At 31.7% G+C, this 24,426-nt stretch carries 25 protein-coding genes and 1 tRNA gene; 13 read left to right on the top strand and 13 right to left on the bottom strand.

What is annotated here, in order from left to right:
• Positions 1 to 468: 468 nt before the first annotated feature.
• The gene (locus tag B0A78_RS12845) at positions 469 to 2,145 is read left to right on the top strand and encodes a thiol-activated cytolysin family protein (protein ID WP_065213791.1); all 1,677 of its coding nucleotides are present in this window, start codon (positions 469 to 471) and stop codon (positions 2,143 to 2,145) included.
• Between the two features lie 1,000 nt (positions 2,146 to 3,145).
• Here the strand turns inward: B0A78_RS12845 and B0A78_RS12840 are convergent.
• The 6 genes from B0A78_RS12840 to B0A78_RS12815 all read right to left on the bottom strand — a co-directional run bounded on the left by B0A78_RS12840 (position 3,146) and on the right by B0A78_RS12815 (position 9,179).
• Positions 3,146 to 3,232 (bottom strand) — tRNA-Ser (locus tag B0A78_RS12840).
• Positions 3,233 to 3,239: 7 nt separating this feature from the next.
• Positions 3,240 to 4,274: an asparaginase gene (locus tag B0A78_RS12835; RefSeq protein WP_065213790.1), complete on the bottom strand. Its 1,035-nt coding sequence runs from the start codon at positions 4,272 to 4,274 to the stop codon at positions 3,240 to 3,242.
• On the bottom strand, positions 4,258 to 5,394 hold the full coding sequence (locus B0A78_RS12830; RefSeq protein WP_065213789.1) for a 1-acyl-sn-glycerol-3-phosphate acyltransferase: 1,137 nt from the start codon (positions 5,392 to 5,394) through the stop codon (positions 4,258 to 4,260). The genes B0A78_RS12835 and B0A78_RS12830 overlap by 17 nt, the downstream gene beginning before the upstream one ends.
• Before the next feature lie 113 nt (positions 5,395 to 5,507).
• A complete protein-coding gene (locus B0A78_RS12825; protein ID WP_097609729.1) occupies positions 5,508 to 6,278 on the bottom strand; it encodes a TatD family hydrolase in 771 nt (256 codons plus the stop codon).
• Between the two features lie 238 nt (positions 6,279 to 6,516).
• Positions 6,517 to 7,881, bottom strand: coding sequence for a M16 family metallopeptidase (locus B0A78_RS12820; protein WP_065213788.1), 1,365 nt, complete (start codon positions 7,879 to 7,881; stop codon positions 6,517 to 6,519).
• On the bottom strand, positions 7,878 to 9,179 hold the full coding sequence (locus tag B0A78_RS12815; RefSeq protein ID WP_065213787.1) for a M16 family metallopeptidase: 1,302 nt from the start codon (positions 9,177 to 9,179) through the stop codon (positions 7,878 to 7,880). The genes B0A78_RS12820 and B0A78_RS12815 overlap by 4 nt, the downstream gene beginning before the upstream one ends.
• A gap of 203 nt (positions 9,180 to 9,382) precedes the next feature.
• Between B0A78_RS12815 and rplU the strand changes: the two genes are divergently transcribed.
• The 3 genes from rplU to B0A78_RS12800 all read left to right on the top strand — a co-directional run bounded on the left by rplU (position 9,383) and on the right by B0A78_RS12800 (position 10,626).
• Positions 9,383 to 9,811, top strand: a complete 429-nt coding sequence (rplU, locus tag B0A78_RS12810) for a 50S ribosomal protein L21 (RefSeq protein WP_014164141.1) — start codon at positions 9,383 to 9,385, stop codon at positions 9,809 to 9,811.
• Between the two features lie 25 nt (positions 9,812 to 9,836).
• Positions 9,837 to 10,097, top strand: a complete 261-nt coding sequence (gene rpmA, locus B0A78_RS12805) for a 50S ribosomal protein L27 (RefSeq protein WP_014164142.1) — start codon at positions 9,837 to 9,839, stop codon at positions 10,095 to 10,097.
• A 76-nt stretch (positions 10,098 to 10,173) separates the two neighbouring features.
• Entirely contained in the window at positions 10,174 to 10,626 is a 453-nt protein-coding gene (locus B0A78_RS12800) for a 6-pyruvoyl trahydropterin synthase family protein (protein WP_014164143.1), read from the top strand.
• A gap of 70 nt (positions 10,627 to 10,696) precedes the next feature.
• On the opposite strand, the gene B0A78_RS12795 is transcribed toward B0A78_RS12800, so the two are convergent.
• From B0A78_RS12795 to mutY, 7 genes are all read right to left on the bottom strand, one after another.
• Positions 10,697 to 11,257, bottom strand: a complete 561-nt coding sequence (locus B0A78_RS12795) for a Crp/Fnr family transcriptional regulator (RefSeq protein WP_014164144.1) — start codon at positions 11,255 to 11,257, stop codon at positions 10,697 to 10,699.
• A 102-nt stretch (positions 11,258 to 11,359) separates the two neighbouring features.
• On the bottom strand, positions 11,360 to 12,529 hold the full coding sequence (locus tag B0A78_RS12790; protein ID WP_014164145.1) for an ABC transporter permease: 1,170 nt from the start codon (positions 12,527 to 12,529) through the stop codon (positions 11,360 to 11,362).
• Between the two features lie 18 nt (positions 12,530 to 12,547).
• The gene (locus B0A78_RS12785) at positions 12,548 to 13,501 is read right to left on the bottom strand and encodes an HlyD family secretion protein (RefSeq protein ID WP_014164146.1); all 954 of its coding nucleotides are present in this window, start codon (positions 13,499 to 13,501) and stop codon (positions 12,548 to 12,550) included.
• A gap of 16 nt (positions 13,502 to 13,517) precedes the next feature.
• On the bottom strand, positions 13,518 to 14,927 hold the full coding sequence (locus tag B0A78_RS12780) for a TolC family protein (protein WP_249030960.1): 1,410 nt from the start codon (positions 14,925 to 14,927) through the stop codon (positions 13,518 to 13,520).
• 164 nt (positions 14,928 to 15,091) lie between these two features.
• A complete protein-coding gene (gene gldD, locus B0A78_RS12775; RefSeq protein ID WP_041253134.1) occupies positions 15,092 to 15,655 on the bottom strand; it encodes a gliding motility lipoprotein GldD in 564 nt (187 codons plus the stop codon).
• Between the two features lie 2 nt (positions 15,656 to 15,657).
• Entirely contained in the window at positions 15,658 to 16,080 is a 423-nt protein-coding gene (locus B0A78_RS12770; RefSeq protein WP_014164149.1) for a single-stranded DNA-binding protein, read from the bottom strand.
• Positions 16,081 to 16,122: 42 nt separating this feature from the next.
• Entirely contained in the window at positions 16,123 to 17,154 is a 1,032-nt protein-coding gene (mutY, locus tag B0A78_RS12765) for an A/G-specific adenine glycosylase (RefSeq protein ID WP_014164150.1), read from the bottom strand.
• Between the two features lie 131 nt (positions 17,155 to 17,285).
• Here mutY and B0A78_RS12760 point away from each other — a divergent pair, with 131 nt between their 5' ends.
• From B0A78_RS12760 to B0A78_RS12720, 9 genes are all read left to right on the top strand, one after another.
• Positions 17,286 to 17,594, top strand: a complete 309-nt coding sequence (locus B0A78_RS12760; protein WP_014164151.1) for an HU family DNA-binding protein — start codon at positions 17,286 to 17,288, stop codon at positions 17,592 to 17,594.
• 338 nt (positions 17,595 to 17,932) lie between these two features.
• Positions 17,933 to 19,480: an Rne/Rng family ribonuclease gene (locus B0A78_RS12755; RefSeq protein ID WP_014164152.1), complete on the top strand. Its 1,548-nt coding sequence runs from the start codon at positions 17,933 to 17,935 to the stop codon at positions 19,478 to 19,480.
• A 155-nt stretch (positions 19,481 to 19,635) separates the two neighbouring features.
• Entirely contained in the window at positions 19,636 to 20,001 is a 366-nt protein-coding gene (locus B0A78_RS12750) for an NADH-quinone oxidoreductase subunit A (RefSeq protein WP_014164153.1), read from the top strand.
• Positions 20,002 to 20,081: 80 nt separating this feature from the next.
• Positions 20,082 to 20,633, top strand: a complete 552-nt coding sequence (locus B0A78_RS12745) for an NADH-quinone oxidoreductase subunit B (protein ID WP_065213786.1) — start codon at positions 20,082 to 20,084, stop codon at positions 20,631 to 20,633.
• A 1-nt stretch (position 20,634) separates the two neighbouring features.
• Positions 20,635 to 21,156, top strand: a complete 522-nt coding sequence (locus B0A78_RS12740; RefSeq protein ID WP_065213785.1) for an NADH-quinone oxidoreductase subunit C — start codon at positions 20,635 to 20,637, stop codon at positions 21,154 to 21,156.
• 15 nt (positions 21,157 to 21,171) lie between these two features.
• Positions 21,172 to 22,407, top strand: coding sequence for an NADH-quinone oxidoreductase subunit D (locus B0A78_RS12735; RefSeq protein WP_014164156.1), 1,236 nt, complete (start codon positions 21,172 to 21,174; stop codon positions 22,405 to 22,407).
• A gap of 4 nt (positions 22,408 to 22,411) precedes the next feature.
• Complete coding sequence (locus B0A78_RS12730; protein WP_065213784.1) at positions 22,412 to 22,951, top strand: NADH-quinone oxidoreductase subunit NuoE family protein; 540 nt, start codon at positions 22,412 to 22,414, stop codon at positions 22,949 to 22,951.
• 3 nt (positions 22,952 to 22,954) lie between these two features.
• Positions 22,955 to 24,004 carry an AAA family ATPase gene (locus tag B0A78_RS12725; protein ID WP_081279027.1) on the top strand — a complete coding sequence of 350 codons (1,050 nt, stop codon included), beginning with the start codon at positions 22,955 to 22,957 and terminating at the stop codon, positions 24,002 to 24,004.
• On the top strand, positions 23,997 to 24,426 hold a 430-nt coding region (locus B0A78_RS12720; RefSeq protein ID WP_133065793.1), incomplete at its 3' end, for a hypothetical protein. The genes B0A78_RS12725 and B0A78_RS12720, both read left to right, overlap by 8 nt.

Below are 24,426 nucleotides of genomic sequence, written 5' to 3'. Positions count from 1 at the left end.
CTCTAGCCGAATTAAATCAAAAAATGGAAGAATTGATAAAAACAGCTGAGAATGAATTAATTAAATCAATAACAGGCTATGAGTTTTATATAAAAGTTTTTTACAGTATTTTTAAAATTTAAATGGTGTAATAAATGTTTTTGAATTTCTACCTCTTTAAATGATTGTTTTTAATTATTCAATAATTTGTTTTTTATATCATGCATGGTTAAATAATGTAATTGCAAGTTGTAATATTGTAATTATATAAACAAAAGGTTTTATTTATAACAAATAGTTTTATTATGTTTTTTGTTTACAAATGGCATTTTATATTTTTTAAACTATTTGTTATTGTTAAAAGAAGACGATTGTTAAAAAAAGCTTAATTATGTTATAAAAAACATGTTTTATATTAAAAAATATTATCTTTGTAAAAAAATAAAACGTAACGAAAATAAGGTAGAATAATTACAAATAAATAAATATATGAATTTTTTAAAACTAAATGCCAAGTGGACATTGCTTGCATTAATGCAATTGTCGGTTCTAAGTTGTAATAAAGAAGATGTTGCAGCGAATGAATCAGATAAGGATGGAAAAAATCTAAAACAAGAAAGCATTCATGATGGTCCTAAATCAGAATTACAGATTAGTAGAAGAATTCTTTCGTCACCACCAGATCAAGTAGGATCTGCGAGTTGTAAAACGATTGAAGAAACTTATAATAAAACATTTGATAATTTTTCAAAATTAGGAGCAGCGACTCATTTATTGTGGCCAGGAAATATTGTGCAAGGTGGGACTATTGTTTCAGGAAACTTAGCATCTATTCCTATTGATCCAAAAGGAAGAAATACTATTGAGGTGAAGGTAGATGCTTTTTCATCTAGTGAATCAAAATCATCAAGTAAGGAGGTAGAAAATCCAACAGCAGGTAAAGTACAAGATGCTTTAGAAAAAATATTAAACTCATATTATACATCAGGAACTAAGTTTCCTGCTAATTATGCTGTTGAAATTCAAAGAACGTATGATAGTAAACAATTACAAGTAGCTTTAGGTGTTGGTTATACAGGGCCTGCTGTAGGTTTGTCAGCGAGTTTGGGGCTAAGCTTTAAAAAGAACAAGACTTATTATGCCGTTACGCTTAAACAAAAATTCTTTAACGTATCAGTATCTGCAAAACCAGGACTTCAAGGGGATTTTGGTTGGATAAAAAAAGAGTATCCGAGATCTGAATTTGATAAATATATAGGAGAAAGAAATCCAGCTGCCTATATATCATCTGTAACCTATGGTAGATTATATACTTTAGTTTACGAATCCGATGAAAGTTCTTTTGATATGGAACAAGCTTTAAATTTTGCTTATAAAAATCCAGCTGCAAGTATAACAGTTGATCAAAAATTAAAATATTCTACTACATTACAAAATACAAAAGTATATGCAAAACAGTTAGGAGGTAGTGCTTCTGGTGGATTAGATGCAGCATTTTCAGCATTTGCAGGAAATTTTGAAAAAGTAAGAGATTTTGTGGTGAATGGAGCAGATGTTTCTAAAGATAATCCAGGATACCCAATAGAATACACAGCTGTAAATATTGAATCAAACCTTGATGCGACTATTAACGTTAATGGAATATCAAATTATTCAGAATGTGAAGAAACTGTATATACAGCAAAAACGCTTGATGAAGCTAAAAAAAGAGTTGAAGACTTAAAAACGGAATATGGTTATAATAGTTGTGCTAAGATTATTATATTTAATAACACAGATAGAGAAATTCTATTAAAAAATTATACTCCTTGGTCTGGTAGTACTTTTTCAAACTTACCACCTACTTCTATTCCAGCAGGAAGATATGGATATTTATTAGCTGTTAATCAATATGGTACTTCAAAAGGTACATATAACCAAATTTCATATTTATTTGATAATAAAACAATAAGTTTCGGTACCTATGCGCCCGTTGAATCAGGTAGAACGAACAATGTTTTAGTTAATTTTAGAGAAATAACAGAAACAGAGTTAAATTATAATAGCACGAGACCTTCTATAGAAAAAATACAAGATAATATTCGAATTAGAGGAACTATTGAATCAAAAGCTGCACCGTATGTTAATTTCACGATTACTGGTAAAGGAAATAGTGTTATAAACTAATATAAAGAATTTTAAATAGTTAATTTTTTAAAATCTGCATATAATATTTTTGTGCAGATTTTACTCTAAAATGAGGTATTTATCAATTTAAATTGGGAACACCTTAATAGTAAGATTTTACTTAGGAGAATAATTGATTTATTTAGATTCTAGTTAATTTTTTTTTTTCTTATTCTAAATGAAAATTTAGAGTAATACAACAAGGTTGTCCTTTTTAGGATAACCTTGTTCGTTTTTATTGAATGTATCCAGAAACAAAATGTATGAAAATAAAAAAAGGGTACAAATTCTTAAAATTTAGATCATGATAGAATTTGTTTGTTGTTTTAGTTAAATACAACCTAAAAAGAGAGGAATAAGGAATATTTACCTTTTTAATATTTATAAGTTTTCTTGTTGCTGATTATAGCGTTTATAGTTTGCGAGGATGCCTAAAACTTTTGTGTTAGTAAAAACAATCTCTTGTGTTAAGTCTTTCTTGGTTTTTTGTTTTTGGATTATTTAATACTTTTAGAGTTTTTCCTAGTAAGTGGTACAAAGATTAATTTAAAAATACTTTGTTTTAGGGATTCGCTACAAATGGTAATACAATTTTATTAAACCAATTAAAATGTTAAAAATTAATTAGCAGAGAGGTAAGGAGACCATCCATTCACTAGTTTTTTATTTATTTCGAGTACTATTTTTTTAGCATGACATAAGCGTTCGGTTTTGTCTTTTAAAATAGGTACTTTACTCTTTGACGTTCAAGTTTCTTATGAGTGGGATTTTTAGAATAATAAACGATAATCCATTCTTTGTTTACTTTTAGTTCGGCAGGTTTGTAGTCTATAAAAGCCGTAACCTTTACTTGATTTATCGAGTTTTCAATTTTTTTCGTTTTTTTACAGCACTAAAAATGATTTTTTAACACCGTAAAATTGTTGACTCAAATTTGACACAAGGCTTTATTGTTTTCTCTTCTAAAGCCTAGTAAAATAAGGGGTTTTTAACTTTCTAGCAGAGAGGAAGGGATTCGAACCCTCGATGCAGTTACCCACATACAAACTTTCCAGGCTTGCTCCTTCAACCACTCGGACACCTCTCTAGTTTTGCTATTCCATTTCACCTCGAATAGGCGACTCAAAGATAGTTTTAAAAATGGAAAATCCAATATTTTGACCTAATAAAAACATTAATTTTGTTATGGCAGCTTCTGTAGTTATATCTTTTCCCGAAATTACGCCTATTTGTTTTAGTTGTGAACTTACTTCATAATGTCCCATACTAACACTACCACCTGAACATTGGGTTACATTAACAATGTGAATTCCTTTTTGTATAGCTTGATCCAATAAATTAATAAACCAATCCAAAGTAGGTGCGTTGCCTGATCCGTAGGTTTCCAATACAATGCCTTTGAGGTGAGGGATTGATAGAATAGCATTAATAACGGATTCTGATATACCAGGAAACATCTTTACGATGGCAACATGAGTGTCAAATTGAGTGTTAACCTGTAGTTTGTTGTTCGGATTTTTTTTTAGAAGGTATTCTTCATTAACTTTTAAGTGAACTCCAGACTCAGCCAAAAAAGGGAAGTTTGGTGAGATAAAGGCATTAAAGTGCTCTGCGCTTATTTTTGTAGTACGATTACCTCTATAGAGTTTGTATTCAAAATACAAGCAGACTTCTGATATAATAGGTTTTTCCTTTTCTTGCAAAGAAGCAATTTGGATGGCGGTTATTAAATTTTCCTTTGCATCGGTTCTTAAATCGCCTATAGGTAATTGTGAGCCTGTAAAAATTACAGGTTTCCCTAAGTTTTCTAACATGAAGCTAAGAGCAGAAGCAGAATAGGACATAGTATCTGAGCCATGCAAAACCACAAAACCCTCATACTGATTATAATGGGTTTCTATAATTTGAGCTATTTTTACCCATCCTTCTACATTCATATTTGAAGAATCTATAGGGTTTTCAAAGGAAATGGTGGCTATATTACAATCTAATAGTTTTAATTCAGGTATGTTTTTTAGTAATTTATTAAAGTTAAAGGCTTTTAATGCGCCTGTTTCGGCATCTTTTACCATGCCAATAGTACCTCCAGTATAAATTAGTAATATGCTGGGTTTAGAGATTCTGCTCATACTTTAATTTATTAACCACTGGATTAGCATACATAGCCAAGAAGTTTTCCATCATTTTTTGATTCTTACTATCAATACGCATTTCTAAACGTCTTTCAAAAAGAGATTTCTCTTGTGGGCTATATTTTGATTCAAATTGTTTGGATTTAAAAAGTAAATCATAAGCAATATAGTTCGTAGGCCACAAATGATACGATTGAAGGATAGAGGCATCTATGGTTTTAACAACTTCTTGAATTTGTTTATTGCTATTTGAATTTTCAGATTGAATACGATCTAGTTCAGAATCGAGTATGTTGCCTATATGAATATGAATGTGTTTTTTTTGACCTATGATACCCCTTAGAATGTTATTAAAGTCCTCATTAGAACTTTTTTGATATATTTCGTTATTAGCCTCTGCCATTAGTTGTGGCATCTTTAGAGCATCGGTTGGGTCGTATTCGTAAGAAATAGAAACGGGAACGATTTTAATTTGTTTAAAATATTCTAAAACGTTTTGTTCGCCAGCAGCCATGGCTAACATTTTTAATACGCCTGTTTGGGTGGCATCATGTCCGTCTTTAGTTCTCCCTTCTCTTTGTGCTATCCAAACGGACCGGTTTTCGCGTAATAACAAATGTCTTATATATTCAGACATTAATTGTGAGCTTTGTAGAAGCTCTCTAGGAGGCAATCCTCTTTGAACAATAAAATTGCGATTTAAACGTGATAATGAGCGTAAAAAATCTTTTTTAACTAAATTGTCGCCTATTGCCGATGCCGTCATGACAAGACCATGGTCAAATAAGGAAAGATTAAGTAAAGAAGTATCAAGTATGATATCACGATGGTTAGATATGAAAAGATAAGAAGTATTAGGTTCTAATTTTTCAAATCCAGAAGTACTCAGCCCATCTGAACTCTTTTCAACTATTTTTTTTATAGCTTGGTATAAAAAATTACATTGGAAATCACGAATTGAATGTGTTCGTAACAACTGCTCTTTCCAAATGTTGTCTTCTACATTTGGAAAAGCAAAATTCATGATTTCTTTTATAATAGGATGATTTGCCGCGTTTCGTAATGCCTGATTTACTTCAGCATCATAATACGGTCTTATAGCATCAAATTTTGGCATTGCAAATTCAATTTTCTAATACAAATGAACAAAAAAATAAACAAATTTGAATAAAGAAATACTAAAAACCGAATAGTTATCCTATTTTATATTTTCTTTTGTATCTTAAAATGTTAAATACCAAATATTTCCTTAGAATTTTGAGTTGTTATAGAGGCTATTTCTTCAAGAGTACAATTATAAATTGCAGCTAATTTTTGTGCAACTAATGTAATATATCCGCTTTCATTTCTTTTTCCTCTATGAGGTGTAGGAGCTAGATAAGGAGCGTCCGTTTCTAATACTATATGTTGAAGATCAATTTGATTTAAAAACTGATCAATTTGTCCGTTTTTAAAAGTAACTACTCCCCCAATACCTAATTTTAAACCATAGTTGATAGCTTTTAATGCTTGTTCATAAGTTCCTGTAAAACAATGAAAAATGCCAAAAAGTTCGCTTCCTTTTTCTAATTCTAATACTTCAAATATTTCATCAAACCCATCACGACAATGAATGTTAATAGGAAGCTTGTGTTTCTTTGCTAATTGTATTTGGTGTCTAAAGACTTTCTTTTGAATTTCTAAAGTTGATTTGTCCCAGTATAAATCAATGCCAATTTCACCAATTGCATAAAATTTTCTTTTGGTTAACTCTTCTTCTACTAGGGCTAATTCTTGTTCATAGCTTTCGGGTTTTACATAACAAGGATGCAGTCCCATCATTAGAAAAACATTTTCAGGATATTCTTTTTCTAGATCATACATTTTTTGTAAATAGCTGGAATCAATGGCAGGAATAAAAAAACGATTAACTCCGAGGGCTATTGCTCTTTGAATGCTTTCAGAACGATCGTCGGCAAATTGAGATGAATATAAATGGGTATGGGTATCAGTAAGAATCATAATTTTTAATTTTTTTAATCAAGCAAAGTTACTTTTTCTATAACAAATTGAAAAATGATCATTTAAGATCCAAAACCTGCTTTTGTATTCAATGAGACTCGAATTCGTTGTGTTTACTTAAGGAAAGACCAACAATCTATTTGAAATGTAAAAGTAAATACTATTTTTACGATCATTTAGATGATAAATAGACTTACTGATCAGATGTTCACTTCGAATCTCACGCGAAATTTAGGTTTTAGGAATAATCAGAACTTAATAGATTGCAATTACTATCAAATTCTTTTACTTTGTATTGGGTGTTAAAAAGCTCCTGTTTTATTTCATTTCCATTGCCTACAATAACAATTAAACAATTATCTGCTAAAAAATATTTTTGAGCTACTCGAAGAATATCTTCAGGTTGTACAGCATTTATTTGTTGAATGTAATTCCGATAAAAATCATGAGGAAGTTTTTGAATTTCACGATTTAGAGCGTAGCGGGCTATAGATTCTGATTTTTGAGATTGCATAATAAAATGACCAATATATTTTGATTTGACTAATGATAATTCCGAGTCATTTACTAATTCATTCCGTAATTTTTGAATTTCTTTTACTATTTCATCAATAGCGTTAGCAACTACTTCGTTACGAACTTGTGTTGAAACTTTAAATTTTGTTGTAGTTTTACTTGCCGATACAGAAGAGTAAGCGCCATAAGTCCAGCCTTTGTCTTCTCTTAAATTTAGAAACAAACGACCATCAGCACCTCCGCCTAAAATTTGATTAGCCATGATAACTGAAAAATAATCGGGACTATTCATGGGGAAATGAATGGTATTTACAACACTAATTTCTGTTTGAACAGCATTGGGAAGATTAACCCAATTGATTTCAGTCGTATCAATTGTTGGGGGAATGGAGAGGATTTGTGTGGGCGAACTATTTTTCGACCAATCAGAAAATTCAGATCTAATTTTTTCTTTGACAACATCCAATTGAATATCACCGATAATTATCAGATAAGCATCTTGGGGCCTAAAAGAGGTATTGTAATTGTTTTGTATATCAGCAAGTGACACATTTTTTAAGGTATCTTCGGTTATAAATTCACCTTTTGGATGAGAAGGACCAAATATTAATGCGTTTTCTATTTTAGTCAGCGTATTTTGAACATTTTTTTCGTTTGATCGTAATGCTTCTATCATTTTTAAACGTTCTTTTTCCAGTTCTTCTTGTGTGAAATTAGGAAATAAAAGAGCTTGTGCGAAGAGTTCTATCATGCGACCTGCATATTTTGATAAACCCACGGCTTTCCCTCCAGTAGAATGTAAATAGAGTTCGAAACCTAATAAATCAGTTTCTTCATAAAAATTTTCTTTAGATATTTTTTTTGAGCCTTTGCCTAGTAAGGAGGAGGTAAGTGCATCCACCCCTTTTTTGTTACCTTCCGTAAAAAGATCTCTGTCGATTTGTAAGTGTAGAGAAACACGAGGGAGTTTATGATTTTCAACAACCAAAACTTTTAAACCATTAGAGAGTTCAAAACGATTGGGTTCTTGGAAATATAACTCAGGAAGTATGCCTGCCAGAGGTTGTATGTTTAAATCTAAATTCATAGTGTGTTTTTAGGCTTATATATTAATTCTAATCGTTGATTGGGGTTTAGGTATTTTTTGCTAATTAATTGAATTTCTTGTTGGTTAATATTGTCTAATAAGTCAAATTCAGTATTGATTAAGTGGATGTTTTTGTATAAGAGATGAAAAGTAGCTAAATCATGAGCAATGGTTTCTAAATTAGCTTTATTGTCAATCAGATGGTTTTGGTATTTGTTTTTTAATTTTAAGAAATCGTGATCAGAAATAGGATTTTTTTGTAATTGTTGTATTTCTTCATCAATTTCTTTCTTTAGATCATTTAAATCAATTCCATTCATAGGTAGGGCGTAAATAATGTATAACCCATAATCTTCCAAAGAAAGGTTGAAAGCACCAACTTGAAGTGCCATCTTTTTTTTATCTACTAATTTTTTATAGAGTTTAGAACTTTGTCCGTCGCTAAAATAACTAGAAATAAAGTCTAATACTCTTGAATCTTTTTCCTTCATAGAAGCAGTACGATAAGCAAGGACTAACATAGGAATTTGTATGTTTTCGTCCTGATATTCGGCAAAAAGGGTGTTTTTGATAGGATCTTCAATTATCTTCTGGCGTTCAATTTTAGAGCCAGAAGCAATAGAGCCAAAATATTTTAGAATCCAGTTTTTTGTTTGTTCAGTTTCAAAATGGCCCGCTACTACTAAAACGGCATTATTAGGAGTGTAATATCTTGTGTAAAAGTTTTGGAACTCCGTTAGGGTAGAAGCTTCAATATCTTTTATTTCTCCAATGGTTGTATTCTGATAAGGATGGGTTGGAAAAAGATGTTTTTTAACTTGTGCTAATAATTGGCCATAAGGACGATTGTCATAACGCATTTTTTTTTCTTCCTTTACTACTTCTTTTTGTGTGTCAACTCCTATTTGATTGATAATAGCATGACGTAAGCGTTCTGACTCCATCCATAGAGCAAGTTCTAATTGGTGTGAAGGAAACATTTCGTAATAATAAGTTCTATCATCATTGGTATTAGCATTGTTTGTGCCTCCATTGGCTGAAACTAATTTAAACCATTCTCCTCTTGCTATATTTTGAGTGCCTTCAAAAAGAAGATGTTCAAAGAAATGAGCAAAGCCTTTTCTGTTTTCTGGGTCATCTTTTGAGCCTACATGGTACATTATAGATGTAACTACTGCTGGAATGGTATGGTCGGGATATAAAATAACGTCTAATCCGTTTTCTAAGGTATAAAGAGTAAAACGTAGTGGGGTGTTTTGAAGTGCGCCTCCTAAAGGCGATGTATCAAGTGTGCGCATAGGCAAGTTTTAAAAAGTACTATAAGTTATGATTATAGAAAAATATTTTTCACATAATAGATACCAAAAATACATTTTTAAATGATTGTGCTAAAAGGGATTAGTGTTTTTTATAGATATTTATATTTTTTCAAATGATAAGTTGTTGATTACGAAAGAAATTGTATATTTGCAAACTTAAAAATTAATAAACCATTATTGTTATGTACGCAATCGTAGAGATAGCAGGGCAACAATTTAAAGTAAGCAAAGACCAAAAAGTATTCGTACACCGTCTAGCTAATGAAGAAGGTTCAAAAGTTACTTTTGACAAAGTTCTTTTATTAGATGATAACGGAAACGTAACTTTAGGCGCCCCAGCTATAGAAGGTGCTTCAGTAGAAGCAAAAGTATTACAACACTTAAAAGGTGACAAAGTAATCGTTTTCAAAAAGAAAAGAAGAAAAGGTTACAAAAAAAGAAACGGTCACAGACAGTATCTTACTCAAATTTTAGTAGAAGGTATATCTGCTAGTGGTGCAAAAAAAGCAGCTCCTAAAAAAGAAGCAGCTCCTAAAGCAGAAGTAGCTACTGAAGAGGCAGCTCCTAAAAAAAGAGCTCCTAAAGCTAAAAAAGAAGATACTAACGAATAATATTAACTTTTAAAACCATTACATCATGGCTCACAAGAAAGGTGTCGGTAGTTCTAAGAATGGTAGAGAATCAGAATCGAAACGTTTAGGTGTTAAGATTTTTGGTGGTCAGGCTGCTCTTGCAGGGAACATCATTGTAAGACAAAGAGGTTCAAAACACAATGCTGGTGAAAACGTTTATATGGGTAAAGATCATACTTTACACGCTAAAGTTGACGGTGTTGTAGCATTTCAGAAAAAGAAAGACAACAAGTCTTATGTTTCTGTAGTTCCTTTTGAAGCATAGTCTTTATAGAACAATAAAAATCCAGAGCGTTCGCATAGCGAGCGCTTTTTTTATACCTTTGCTTTTTATTTTTATTATGAGTAAAATTAGAATTACGAAACAGTTTAATTTTGAAACAGGACATGCTCTTTATGGGTATGATGGTAAGTGTAAAAATGTACACGGTCATAGCTATAAGCTTTCTGTAACCGTTATTGGAAGTCCTATAGCGGATAGGGAAAATGTAAAATATGGAATGGTTATTGATTTTTCGGATTTAAAAAAAATAGTGAAAGATGAAATCGTAGATGTCTTTGATCATGCCACGGTTTTTAATGCAACTACACCACACATAGAATTAGCAAATGAATTAAAACAAAGAGGACATCATGTTATATTAGTAGATTATCAACCTACTAGTGAAAATATGGTAATTGATTTTGCCGCTAAAATTTCAAAACATCTGCCCTCTCAAATTAAGCTGCATTCATTGCGATTACAAGAAACAGAAAGCTCTTTTGCAGAATGGTACGCAAGTGATAATCTATAAAAAGAAGCTCCTTGTTTTTTATAAGACGATAAGAGTTTTAAAAGAAATAGAAAGCATAAGTAGTACAAAATCAAATAGTGCTTCTTATGCGACTTAAAGTTTCTTGTGATATTCCTAAAAAGGAGGCAATCATACCTAAGGGAACTCTTTGAATAATGTTTCTATTTTCTTCTAAGAGTTGTATGTACTTCTCTTTGGCTGTCATATATTGAAGTGAAGAGATCCTTTTAGACATTTGAAGCATGAATTTTCCTAAAATATACCGACTGAAATTAGCGGCTGTTAGAGAGTTCATGCATAATTCTTCTAATTTTTCATAATTGCAAGTTGTAATGATACAATTTTCCAAAGCTTCTATGTTATAACGAGTGGGTTTGTTTTCAAAAAGAGTATCAATATTGGCAGTTATCTTTCCTTCAGCATAAAAGTTTGTGGTAATATCTTTACCATTTTCAAAATAGAACATTCTTAGTAAACCTTCGTTTACAAAAAAAACAGTATGGTTGAATTGATTGTGCTGGCTCAATATATCACCTTTTTTAAAGCTTCTAGTTTTGCATTCTTCTTTTAAAAAACGTTCAATTTCATTATCAAATTTTATATGCTTCTTTAGTTCCTCAATCAAATCCATATTCACAGCGTTTTTACAAAAATATAAAAAAAAGACGTTCCAATACTTTGAAACGTCTTCACTGTTTAGTTTTGATGTAATTTGTGTTACGATGAGAAAAAATTATGAAATGTTGAGGTCTTTAAATATTTTTTTGATTTTTATTCTTAAAACCATCCATCCTAGAAGGAAAAAGACTAAACCTAAAATGAATAAATGCCAGAAAAATTTTAAAGTTAAATAGTTTGGCCCTTTTTCTATCACCATAATTTTCATTGCTTCCAAATAAGGTGTTAGAGGGATTATTTTACTAAAATTTTCTATAAATACAGGCATAGCATTACTTGGCCAAGTAAAACCACTAATGATGAATGCGGGAGATGCTATTACCATCAAAACTTGTGTTGCTTTAAGAGCATCAGGTATTAATATACTAAAAAAGACACCTAAATTAGTTGTGGCAATTATAAATGCACTCGTTAGTAAAAAGAAATTGATAATGTTATCAGGAATAGGTATTCTAAAATACAAAGCACAGAGATAAAACACAAAAATGTTTAGATACGAAAATAACCAAACAGGTAAACATTTAATAAACATTACCAAAATAGGGTATTTATGTTTTCCCGTAAAATCTCTTACAAAGGAATCTCTTTTAAATTCTTCCGAAAAAGTAACTGCCATAGCTAAAAGAATTACCTGTTGTAATACAACGGCCATTATAGCAGGCCACATAAAAAGAAGGTAATTCCCTGTAGTATTAAATAATGAAATATAATTAGTTTTAAAAGACTCTATGTTTTCTTTGGCTTGATTAAAATTCATTCCTTTTCTTTGAAACGATTTTATTTCTGCACCAGCGGAAAATGTACCTAGTGTTAACTGAATGGCTTTTGAAGCAAAATTAGACGTTAGAACATTAGAGTTGTTGAAATACACATTTATTTCAGGATATTTTTTTTGAAGAATATTCGCTTCAAATCTTTTAGGTATAATTATAGTAGCACTTGCTTGGGTTTTTATTATTTCTTCTTTTAAATTATAAGGTTCGTTTACATAATTCAAAACTTTAATTGTTTTGTTATCTTCCAGCATTTCAATTACCTGATAGGACATAGGAGATTGATCTTGATTGATTACCATTACAGGGATGTCTGTAATTTTTCCCTTTTGGTAAGTAAAACCTAGTAATAATGCGTAAATAAGAGGACCAATAAAAAAGACAGAAAGTATTGTTTTATTGGTTATGAATAATTGAAACTCTCTTTTTAATAAATATCTTAACTGTGTCATATTTTTTAGATGCTAAGATTATTTTAAAGTAACTCTTGAATTTACTAAAAGATTGTTTAGTTTTACTCGATCCGTTGGTATAACTTTTATTTCATAAACAGCTTCTCCTGGTTCATAATCGGGGTACGCTGTTGTAATATCAGCATATTTAGCCAGTTGTTTTATAGCCACTATGTTTCCCGTAAATTTTTGATCACTATAAGTAGACGCTATATTGATTTTCATACCCTTTTGGTAGTGAGATATTTTGCTTTCTGGTATCGTAAAACGAAAGAATGTTGAGTTAGGGATATAACCATTAAATAAAGGGTATCCAGCAGTTGCTAACTCGCCTACGTTTAAAGATATTGTTTCAATTTCCATAGCATTTGTTGCTATAATGTAGCGTTCAGAATATGCTACACTGGCTTCCTGTAAGACTCCTTTTGCTTGTGAAGCTTGTCCCTCTGCCATGCTTATTTTTTCAATTCTTGTGCCAATTTCAACATCATGTAATTCGGCATTAACAGCGTCTAATTGTGCTTTAGCACCTTGGTATTTGGCAAATGCTTCGTCGTATTGTTGTTGAGCCATTAAGCTATCATTAAACATATTTCGAGCTCTGTTATATGATTTTTTAGCATATTCAAATTGTTCAGAAAGTCCTTTTTGTTTAGCTCTTAATTGAAGTAATTGATCAGATGTTGCGCCGTTTTTTGCCATTTGAGCCTGTGCAATTGCCGCCGCTGTTGCTCCTTTTGCTTGTGCAATCTTTGCAGATACTTCGGGTACATCTAAAAGAGCCAATGTGTCGCCTGCATGTATCATTTGTCCTTCTTCAACATATATTTTTAAAATTCTGCCAGTAACTTTTGGAGCAAAAGAAATTGTTTCCTTTTTAGTTTTACCTTCTATTTCTTTTACAGGGGTATTGCAGGCTACTAGTGTACATAAGTTAATAATAGCTAATGTTTTTATGATATTTTTTTTCATTATAATAAGTTTGATTTTAAAATTTTTGAATATCTAAGCTTTGAGTTGATTTCATCAGTTCTATTGCGGCTCTTCTCTGATTAAAAATAGATGTTTGATATTCTAGCTCAGCCATTTGTAAATCGTTTTCTGCTTCAATTAATTGATTGGATTTTATCAAGCCATATTTAAATTCTTTTTCCGCTTGATTAAAAGCGCTTTGCGCAATTTCTTTTGCTTTTGCTCTTAGACCTATTTGTGCGTTAGCTATATTGTAGTTTGTTTGATTGTTCGCTAGATTTAATAATAATTTTCTTTCAGTGTCTGACTTTTTGTTTTCCAAAACTTCTTTCTCAATTTTAGATTTTTCTATTTCATGACTACTCTCGTTCCCGTCAAAAATCTCCCATTTAAAACCTAAATCAACTCGGAATATAGGGAAAAGATGTTTGTTGGTTAAATCCTGATTTAGTTTGCTATTATTGATATTTGGAAATAAATTTTTTGACGAAGATAGATGGCCATTATAAAACCCTAAGTAAGATAAAGATGTACCAGCTTGAACTTTTGGAATCCACCAAGTTTTATCAGCTTTTATTTTAGAATCTATGGCTTTCATCCCGTGATTCAGAGCTTTTAATTCTGCTCGATTATCAATATTATTGTTTAAAACAGCGTAATCTATTTTTTGAAGTATAGGTTCTATTAGAGCAATTTTTTCAGTTTCTATACCTGTTAGAATATGTAATTGTGCCGTTAATAGGTCTTTTTTACCTTCGTATTCAACTATTTTTGAGTTGAGTGTTGCTTCGGCTAAATCTATTTTTTGATAATCATATTTTGTTATCAGTCCATAGCCCAATGCTTTCTCTGCTAATTTTTTATTAGCGGCTAATCTTTTTAGCCCCTCATTCAAGACCTTTTTTGATTCAACTAGTAAAGCAAATTGATCGTAAGATTGTATGATTTGAGTGACTACTTCGTCTTCGTTTTTAGTATTAAGTGCTATTATTGCTCTGTTCTTTTCTTCAAGAGCCTGTTTTAAATATTTTATTTTTCCGCCAGAATAAATAAGAGCTTTTGCGTCAATTTTTGCTGCTCCTTCAAATCCTGATAAATTAAAATTATTGTCTAAAGCTCCTTCTGGAACTGTTATTCCAGGAAAGATTGGGTTGATAGGAGCAATATTAATTGCTTTAGAATGCGATATGTTTGTAATGTTAAGATATCCCGCTTTTCCCGATATATCTATCTTGGGTAAAAATATATCCTTAAGTTTTTGTTGATTTAATGCAATCGTTTTGGATTCTAAAACTTGATTTTTTATTGATGCGTCTCTTTTTAGAGCTTCGTTAATTAGCGTCTCAAGGCTCGGTGCTGTTTGAGCATTAAGGATAAGAGGAATTAACAAAAGCAATGTAGAAATGATTTTCTTGTAATGTTCCATTTTTTTCATTTGATTTACACTGCAAAGTTTTAACTAAAAAAAATGAAATCTTTTGATATATATCAAAAAGATAAACAAATGTTTGAAAAAGAATTTTACAAAAAAAAGGATACTATAGCGGTAGAAGTTCGTTTTTAAAAATTAAAAAAGAGAGTCGTTAGTTCTTACTTCCATTTTAAGCTTTCCATTAAAATTTTTAGATCATTTTTGATGTAGTGAGCTGCTGGCAAAACGGAATCAAAATTAGGTTTTGCGTAAAAATAAATAGATCCCATTAAGAAGTGTTTAGTGCTGTCAGTTACATAAAACTGAGATTGGGAGGCGGCGTTGCCTCCAACTTCATAAAACATGCCAAATTTCTTATGCTCAGAGTTAATGTAAGGCTGTTCAGTAATGTTGTCCGCCTTGACAACATGCTCATAAGTTAACTTTTGAGCATCGCGTAAAAGAATTTCGATATTGTTTTGTACAGGGCGGTAATTTAGATAGACAGTAGCTCTTAATTTAGGATAATCAATATGAAAATTACATTCACCTTGATCTTTTATTGTGCTTAATGAATTGTATTGAAAATCATACCCACAAGCTTTTTTGAAGTTGATATAATGAGGGTTCGGGTATTCTAGGCTTAAATAGGCTTTAGGTTTAGGCATAATGTCATTTTTGCAACTCGTTATGCTTAAACAAATTATGAGTGCAGATAAAAGCCTTTTTATGTTTTTATTCATGTTTAAAATGGTAAATCGTTTTCTATTGGGTTGTCAAAATTAGCACTTTTAGGTGTTTCTGACGAATTTTTAAACGATTCAGAGTCTTTTTTTGTAGTTAAAAAGGTAAATTCTGTTACTTGTATTTCAGTTGTGTATTTTGTAGATCCGTCTTCTGCTTGCCATTGTCTGGATTTGATACGTCCTTCAATGTATATTTTGTCTCCTTTTGTTAGGTATTTTTCACAAATTTCGGCAGCTTTATTTCGTACAACAACATTATGCCATTCGGTAGAAGTTATTTTTTCTCCAGTTGTTTTGTTAATATATATATCGTTTGTTGCTAGTGGAAATCGACCTATACAGTTACCCCCGTCAAAATAGTGCATTTTTACTTCATCTCCTAAATGCCCAATTAGCATCACTTTATTTAATGTACCGTTCATAATGGCTTATAGTATTTAATAATACCAAATATAGTTAAAAATTTAATATGGAGTCCTTTCTAAGAAATTATAAATGACAATAGGGGTTGGGAGCTTTTTCAATTCATGGTAAGACAGACCTACTTTATGCTGTACATTAATTTCTATTTTCCAAAAATTAATATCTAAATTTTGGTGAGAGAGTTTGTGAATTATTTGTTCATGTTCTAAAAGAGTTATTCTTTTAATATTGGAATATTGTTTCGAGATATAATTTTTTATCTCATTTGCTTCTTCTTTTTTAGACGTTTCAATAAGAGGTAATTCATACAAATTTTGCCAAATGTCTTTCTTTGTTCTTTGTTGGTATAGTACTTTTTGATTTTGATCAATAATAAGTAAATAGTGAAAATACCGATTGGTTTTTTTTGTTTTTTTTGTTTTAACAGGTAGATTGGCTATGTTATTTGTGCTTAATGCATAACAGCTATTTTGTAGAGGGCAAATAGCACAATTTGGATTTTGAGGAATACATTGTAGAGCTCCAAATTCCATAATGGCTTGATTAAATTGAGCCGGTTGATTAGGGCAAATAACCTCAGAAGCCATTTCAAAAAAAGATTTTTTCGTTTTAGATAAACTAATGTCTAGATCCAAGCCAAAATAACGAGCAATTACTCGATATACGTTGCCATCTATTACAGGGACGCATTCATTGTATGAAAAAGAGGCAATAGCAGCAGCTGTATATTCACCAATTCCTTTTAGTTTTTGAAGATCTTGGTAGTTGTTAGGGAATAAACCATTGTTTTGTTCTGTTAAGTATTTAGCTGTAGTATGAAGGTTTCTCGCTCTGGAATAATAGCCCAAACCCTGCCATAATTTAAGAACTTCTTCTTCATCAGCTTTTGCTAAATCTTGTATTTTAGGGAACTGTTTTGTAAAGGCTAAGTAGTAAGGAAGACCTTGAACCACACGGGTTTGTTGTAAAATTATCTCGGATAGCCAGATCAAGTAAGGATCTGTTGTTCTGCGCCAAGGAAGATCTCTTTTGTTATGCTGGTACCAAGCTATAATTATATTGCTAAAATTCATGCTCTTAAATTGGTACGCAAAAATAATTCTTTATGTGATTAAATTTTAATCAATTATACTTGAATTATTCTTTTTTTTATTTCTATATTTGCAAACTCAAAAAAATGCAATAAACTTAATTATTATATAAAATGACAAAAGCAGATATCGTAGCTAAAATTGCTGATAAATTAGGCTTAGAAAAAGGAGATGTTCAGGCTACAGTAGAGTCTTTTATGGACGAAGTTAAAAATTCGTTAGAAACAGGTGATAATGTTTATTTGAGAGGATTTGGAAGTTTTATTATCAAAACAAGAGCTGAAAAAACAGGTAGAAATATTTCAAAAAATACAACTATCAAAATTCCAGCTCATAACATCCCAGCTTTTAAACCTGCAAAAGTATTTGTTGAAGGTGTAAAAGAAAAAGTTAACGTAGAAGTATTAGAAGAATCGAAATAATTATTAACATAAAACCAACAAAGTTATGCCAAGTGGTAAGAAAAGAAAAAGACATAAGGTAGCGACTCACAAACGTAAAAAAAGAGCGAGAGCTAATCGTCATAAAAAGAAAAAGTAGTTCTTAAACTACTTTTTTCTTTTTAAACGTTCATTGAAAATGAGATTTAGGGTTGTTAGTTTTAGAAAGATTCTAAAATCAGCGTCTAAAATTTAAATCTTAAATCCTACGGGTTTATTCCTGTAAAAGAAATGTTTAATCCATCCTTACAATTAGCTACAGGTTGTAAGCATTTTTGCTTATTTCCTATTGCCAAAAAGTTGGGATAAAAATTTACGCCGTGAATAAAGAACTAATTATTAGATCAAGTGAAAGTGCTGTAGATTTTGCCTTATTAAAAGATGGAAAACTAATAGAATTACATAAAGACGAAGATAGTTCGGGTGCCTTTCAGGTAGGGGATATCTACATTGCAAAAATTAGAAAACCAGTGGCAGGATTAAATGCCGCATTTGTTAATCTAGGTTTTGATAAAGATGCTTTTCTACATTATCATGATTTAGGGCCTAATTTATCTTCTCAATTGAAATTTATTAAACAAGTATGCACAGGTAAATTCAACGATTTTTTCCTAAAAACGTTTCAGTTTGAACCTGAAATTGATAAAAATGGTGTTATAACAGATGTGTTAAATGCTAATCAATCAATTTTAGTTCAAGTTGTAAAAGAACCAATATCTACCAAAGGACCTCGAATTAGTTCTGAGTTATCCTTAGCGGGTAGATACATCGTTTTAGTCCCTTTTTCAGAAAGAGTGTCTGTTTCACAAAAAATACACTCAAAAGAAGAGAAAGAACGGTTAAAACGTTTGGTATTATCCATCAAGCCAAAAGGCTTTGGGGTTATTGTTCGCACAGTAGCCGAAGGCAAAAAAGTAGCTGAAATTGACAAAGATTTACAAAATTTGTTAGACAAGTGGTCTGCAATGTGTAAACGAATTCCAACGGCTCATCATCCTTCTAGGGTATTAGGTGAATTAAACAGAGCGTCTTCTATTCTAAGAGATGTTTTTAATGATACTTTTACCTCAATATTAACAGACGATGAACAGTTGTTGCAAGAAACTAAGGAATATTTGCAAGAAATAGCTCCTGGGAAAGAATCAATCGTTAAGCTCTATAATTCAAGAGAAATTCCGCTTTTTGAAAAATACGGGATTGAACGTCAAATAAAAACTTCTTTTGGTAAAACTGTTTCGATGAGTAAAGGTGCTTATCTGATCATTGAACATACAGAAGCTATGCATGTCATTGATGTAAATAGCGGAAACCGATCAAATAAAGCAACCTCTCAAGAAGATACCGCTTTAGAAGTTAACCTAATTGCAGCTGCGGAAGTGGCACGACAGTTGAGGCTTCGTGATATGGGAGGGATTATTGTAGTCGATTTTATTGATATGCAAAACCCAGATAACCGTAAAGTTTTATTTGATTTCTTAAAAGAAGAAATGAGTGATGATAAAGCAAAACATAAAATCTTGCCTCCAAGCAAATTTGGTCTAGTGCAGATAACGCGCCAGCGTGTTCGACCAGAGGTAAGTATTAAGACTCGAGAGGAAGATCCAAATAATGAAAAAGGAGAAATTGATGCTCCTATCGTTATAGTAGATAAAATAGCCTCTGAGTTGGAAAGAATTATTAAGAAGTATAAAAAGGTGCGTTTGCACGTGCATCCATTTATTGCTGCTTACCTTACAAAAGGTTTTCCATCTATACGTTCAAAATGGTTTTTTGAACATAAAAAATGGGTTAAAATTATACCGCGTGACGCATACACGTATTTGGAATATAGGTTTTTAGATGAAACTGGAAATCCTGTAGAAGATTAATGAAAAAACCGCTTAGATCCCTAAGCGGTTTTTTTGTGTTTATAAATTTGTTTAGAATGAATAAAAATAACAGTTATTTAGTCGATTTTCTTCTACAAAAATTGATATTTCGCCCTACGCCCTTATCTTTGTAGCTTGGATTAATTATCATAATTATGCAATCAAATCAACTGGATTTTATACCTATTCTAATGCAAGTAGGACTAGCTGTTGGATTTGTAGGAGCTACTATCTTTATTTCAGGATTGTTAGGTCCCAAACGACATTCGGCTAATAAAGATAAAAACTTCGAGTGTGGTATTGAATCAATAGGGAATGCGCGTATTCCTTTCTCAGTAAAGTATTTCTTAGTTGCTATTTTGTTCGTGTTATTTGATGTCGAGGTAATATTTATGTATCCTTGGGCAGTAAATTTCCGCGAAATGGGGGTAGACGGACTGGCTAAAATGGGGATCTTTATGCTGCTTTTAGTAATCGGTTTCTACTATGTAATCAAGAAAAAAGGACTGGAGTGGGAGTAAAAAATTTATTTTAAATGATGAATTTTAAATTATAAATGAATAATTCAAAATTCAAAATTCAAAATTCAAAATAATTTGAAATGAGTGATTCTTCAAAATATACAACTGTAGCGCCACCACAAGGATATGCTGGTGAGGGTTTTTTTGCTACAAAATTAAGCGATGTGGTAGGTTTGGCTCGTGCTAATTCACTATGGCCTTTGCCGTTCGCAACTTCTTGTTGTGGTATCGAATTCATGGCAACAGCTGGTGCGCATTACGATGTGGCACGTTTTGGTATGGAGCGTATGAGTTTCTCGCCTCGTCAGGCGGATATGCTTTTAGTAATGGGGACTATTTCAAAAAAAATGGCACCTATTTTACGTCAAGTATATGAGCAAATGTCAGAACCAAAATGGGTTATTGCGGTAGGGGCTTGTGCTTCTTCTGGTGGGGTTTTTGATACGTATTCTGTTTTACAAGGTATTGATAAAGTAATACCAGTAGATGTGTATGTGCCTGGATGCCCACCAAGACCCGAACAAATTTTAGACGGAATTATGCGTTTGCAAGAAATTGTAAAAAATGAATCGGTTCGCCGTCGTAGTTCTGACGAATACAAAGAATTATTAGGTTCTTATAACATCAAATAATATGGCATTAGAGAACGCTGTTATTCAACAAAAATTAATTGACCAATTTGGATTAAAAGTATCTGAATTTGTTCAACTTCATGATATTTTGACTTTCGAAGTAGCTTCTGATGCTATTGTAGAAGTTATGAAATTCTTAAAAGAAGACGCTACCTTGCGTTTCAACTTCCTAACGGATCTTTGTGGTGTACATTATCCAGAATATGAAGCGAATCGTCAACTAGGCGTTGTGTATCACATGCACAACTGGATTGATGGTGTTCGTATCCGCATCAAATGTTTTCTTCCTATCGACAATCCTGAAATTGACTCAGTTACTTCTTTGTTTTTAGGTGCTAACTGGCAAGAGCGCGAAACGTTCGATTTCTACGGAATTACTTTCAAAGGACATCCTCAATTAAAACGTATTTTAAATATGGATGAAATGACCGTATTCCCAATGCGTAAAGAATTCCCACTTGAAGATGGTGGACGTACGGATAAAGACGACCGTTTCTTTGGAAGAACTACTCATAATTGTTAATAAAACTGAAAATCAATGTCAGAGTTATTATTAAAACCAGAAGAGCGTTACGCTAGCATCATCGAACAAAGAAGAAACGAAGATGGTAGCGAACTAGCCATATTAAACCTTGGTCCTACTCACCCTGCTACCCACGGTATTTTTCAAAACATCTTATTGATGGATGGAGAAAGAATTATTGATGGGGAAGGTACTGTAGGATACATTCATAGAGCTTTTGAAAAAATTGCTGAAAACCGTCCGTTTTACCAAATCAATGTATTGACTGACCGTATGAACTATTGTTCGTCGCCTATCAATAATATGGGATGGTGGATGACGGTTGAAAAAGCTTTAGGGATAGATGTTCCTAAAAGAGTACAATACATGCGTGTGATTGTAATGGAGTTAGCTCGTATTGCAGACCATATTATTTGTAACTCGATTTTAGGAGTTGATACAGGAGCCATGACAGGTTTCTTTTATGTATTTGAATACCGTGAAAGAATCTACGAAATCTATGAAGAAATTTGTGGTGCTCGTTTAACAACCAATATGGGACGTATTGGTGGTTTTGAAAGAGATTGGTCTGCTGAAGTTTGGAAAAAAATTGACGCTTTCTTAGCGGATTTTCCAGCGGTTTGGGCAGAGTTTGAAAGTCTTTTAAACCGTAACCGTATCTTTATGGATAGAACCATCAATGTGGGACCTATCTCTGCTGAAAAAGCCATGAGCTACGGATTTACTGGACCAAATTTACGTGCCGCGGGTATCGATTATGACGTGCGTGTAGCGCAACCCTATTCGTCTTACGAAGATTTCGAATTCAATATTCCAGTTGGAAAATCAGGAGATACGTACGACCGTTTTTGTGTGCGTAACGCAGAAGTTTGGGAAAGTATCAGCATCATCAAGCAAGCATTAGCAAAAATGCCTGAAGGTCCTTTTCATGCAGATGTTCCTGAATATTACTTACCTCCAAAAGAAGATGTATATACTACAATGGAATCGCTAATTTGGCATTTCAAAATTGTTATGGGAGAAGTACCAGTTCCATTAACAGAAGTATATCAAGCGGTTGAAGGAGGAAATGGCGAGTTAGGTTTTTATTTAGTTACTGATGGAAGCCGTACCCCATATCGTTTACACTTTAGAAGACCTTGTTTTATATATTACCAAGCATATATCGATATGGTAAGAGGGCAAAATCTATCAGATGCTATTGCTACTTTATCAAGTTTGAATGTTATTGCTGGAGAATTAGACGCTTAATGCTATGGAAAAACACGATTATACCCATTATAAACAAGAAATAAATATTACGCCAGAATTAATGACTCGTATTAATGAGTTAATTAGTCATTATCCTGAGGACAAACGTAAATCGGCTTTAATTCCTGTACTACATGAGGTACAAGATGCTCATGACCATTGGTTGAGCTATGCGTTGCAAGACAAAGTAGCGGAGATTTTAGGAATCAAACCCGTGGAAGTTTACGAAGTGGTTTCTTTCTATACCATGTTCAACAGAAGACCTATTGGTAAATATATGTTTGAATTTTGTCAAACCTCTTGTTGCGCGACTCGTGGTGTAGAAAATTTAATGGATTACACTTGCGATAAACTAGGTGTGAAATTAGGTGAAACTACTGCAGACGGATTATTTGAAGTTCGTGGTGTAGAGTGTTTAGGTGCTTGTGGTTATGCTCCTATGTTACAGTTAGGAGATTTTTATCACGAACATTTAACGAAAGAAAAAATTGACCAGCTTATCGACGATTGTAAAGCAGGTAAAGTACAACTATTAGATAAATAAAAAGTGAGCAACAATCATTTGACATACTTCAAAGTGGAAAACTTCAAGAAATTCGATGCTCTTGAGGTTAAAAACATTGGACAATTCAATTTGATTGTTGGTGATAATAATGTTGGGAAGACTTGTTTATTGGAGGCGTTGTTAGTTGAAGTTGATAAAATCGAATTGCCTTTCGGTGGAAATATTGGGAATACAATTAGCCTTGAGAATCTGTTTTATTCATTAGTTAATAGGCGAGTAGTTAAGGCAGAAGATGTATTATCTCTCTTTGATAATAAGAAAATTGATGTGTTTTCTTATTTTTCAAAAGACGGGAATGATATAAAGTTTAATTTTAATGATAAACAATCAACTATTGAAAATTCAACTCAGTTTATAAAAATACCTTATTTTGTTAGCATTGAAAAAAACGAGTTGATTGAAACTGACTTTAGCGAAAAGTTTTTTTTGAGGTCGAAGGCTGATTTTAATTATCCAATGGTATGCTTTATAAATCAAGATTTTGATTTGTTAAGTTTATATAATCGTCTTTCAACTAAGTCAGAAAAAGATTATCTTATAAATACATTGAAAGTAGTTTTTCCAACTATCCAAAATGTTGAATTTAAGGAAGATTATAAAGGGATTTCAAAAACGTTTATATTCACTTTTGAAGATAAAGATGAATTTATACCCTTAAATTATTTAGGTGATGGATTTAAGCGTATTTTTTACGTGGTTCTTAAAGCTTTGTCATTAAAAGGAAAAAGATTAATGATTGATGAAATTGAAATAGGGATTCACCATTCAAGACAAAAGGATTTTTTTATAAATCTTTTTAAAATATGTAAAGAGTTGGATGTTCAACTTTTTGCAACTACGCATTCTAAAGAATGTGCAGAAAATTTTGTGGAAGCTGGAAAAATACTTGATGAGTCCATTCAACAAGAGTTGAGATTGATTGAATTGTACGAAGTTAAGAATGATATTTTTTCTGGAACAATTTCAGGGATTGACAATATTGAATATTCTGTAAGGAATGAACCTTTTAGAGGAGAAAATATCTATGGTTGATTTAGTTTTAATTACAGAAGATAAAAATGATGTTTATTTTATTAGAGATTTTCTAATAAAGTCCTATTGTAGTGATAAAGAATATAGTTGTAAAAAAATAAAAGAAAAAGAATATATTTTAGAATTTAAAGTTGAACAAATTATCAAAAGAATTTTAATAAGAGATACAAACAAAGAGTCTGATCATTCAGTTTCTGCTGGTTGGACTAAATTGGAAGGTCTTCTGAATAGTGATTTTTTTATTAAATCCGTACGAAATAATAAAGAAGTTAAATTTGTAATATTATTTGATGCTGATGAAGATAAACCTTTTAATATTGCAAAAAAAAATGTTGATATTGATAATTGGCTAAAAGGTAAAGATTTTCAAATAGATAGGTTTTACTTGCCATTTAATAATGAAAATAGTCATAATCTAGAGC

It is taken from the genome of Flavobacterium columnare NBRC 100251 = ATCC 23463 (assembly GCF_002530675.1).
In the GTDB taxonomy this organism is placed as follows: Bacteria; Bacteroidota; Bacteroidia; order Flavobacteriales; family Flavobacteriaceae; genus Flavobacterium; species Flavobacterium columnare.
The sequence above is the reverse complement of the archived record's forward strand: the minus strand, read 5'-3'. Positions and strand labels throughout refer to the sequence as shown.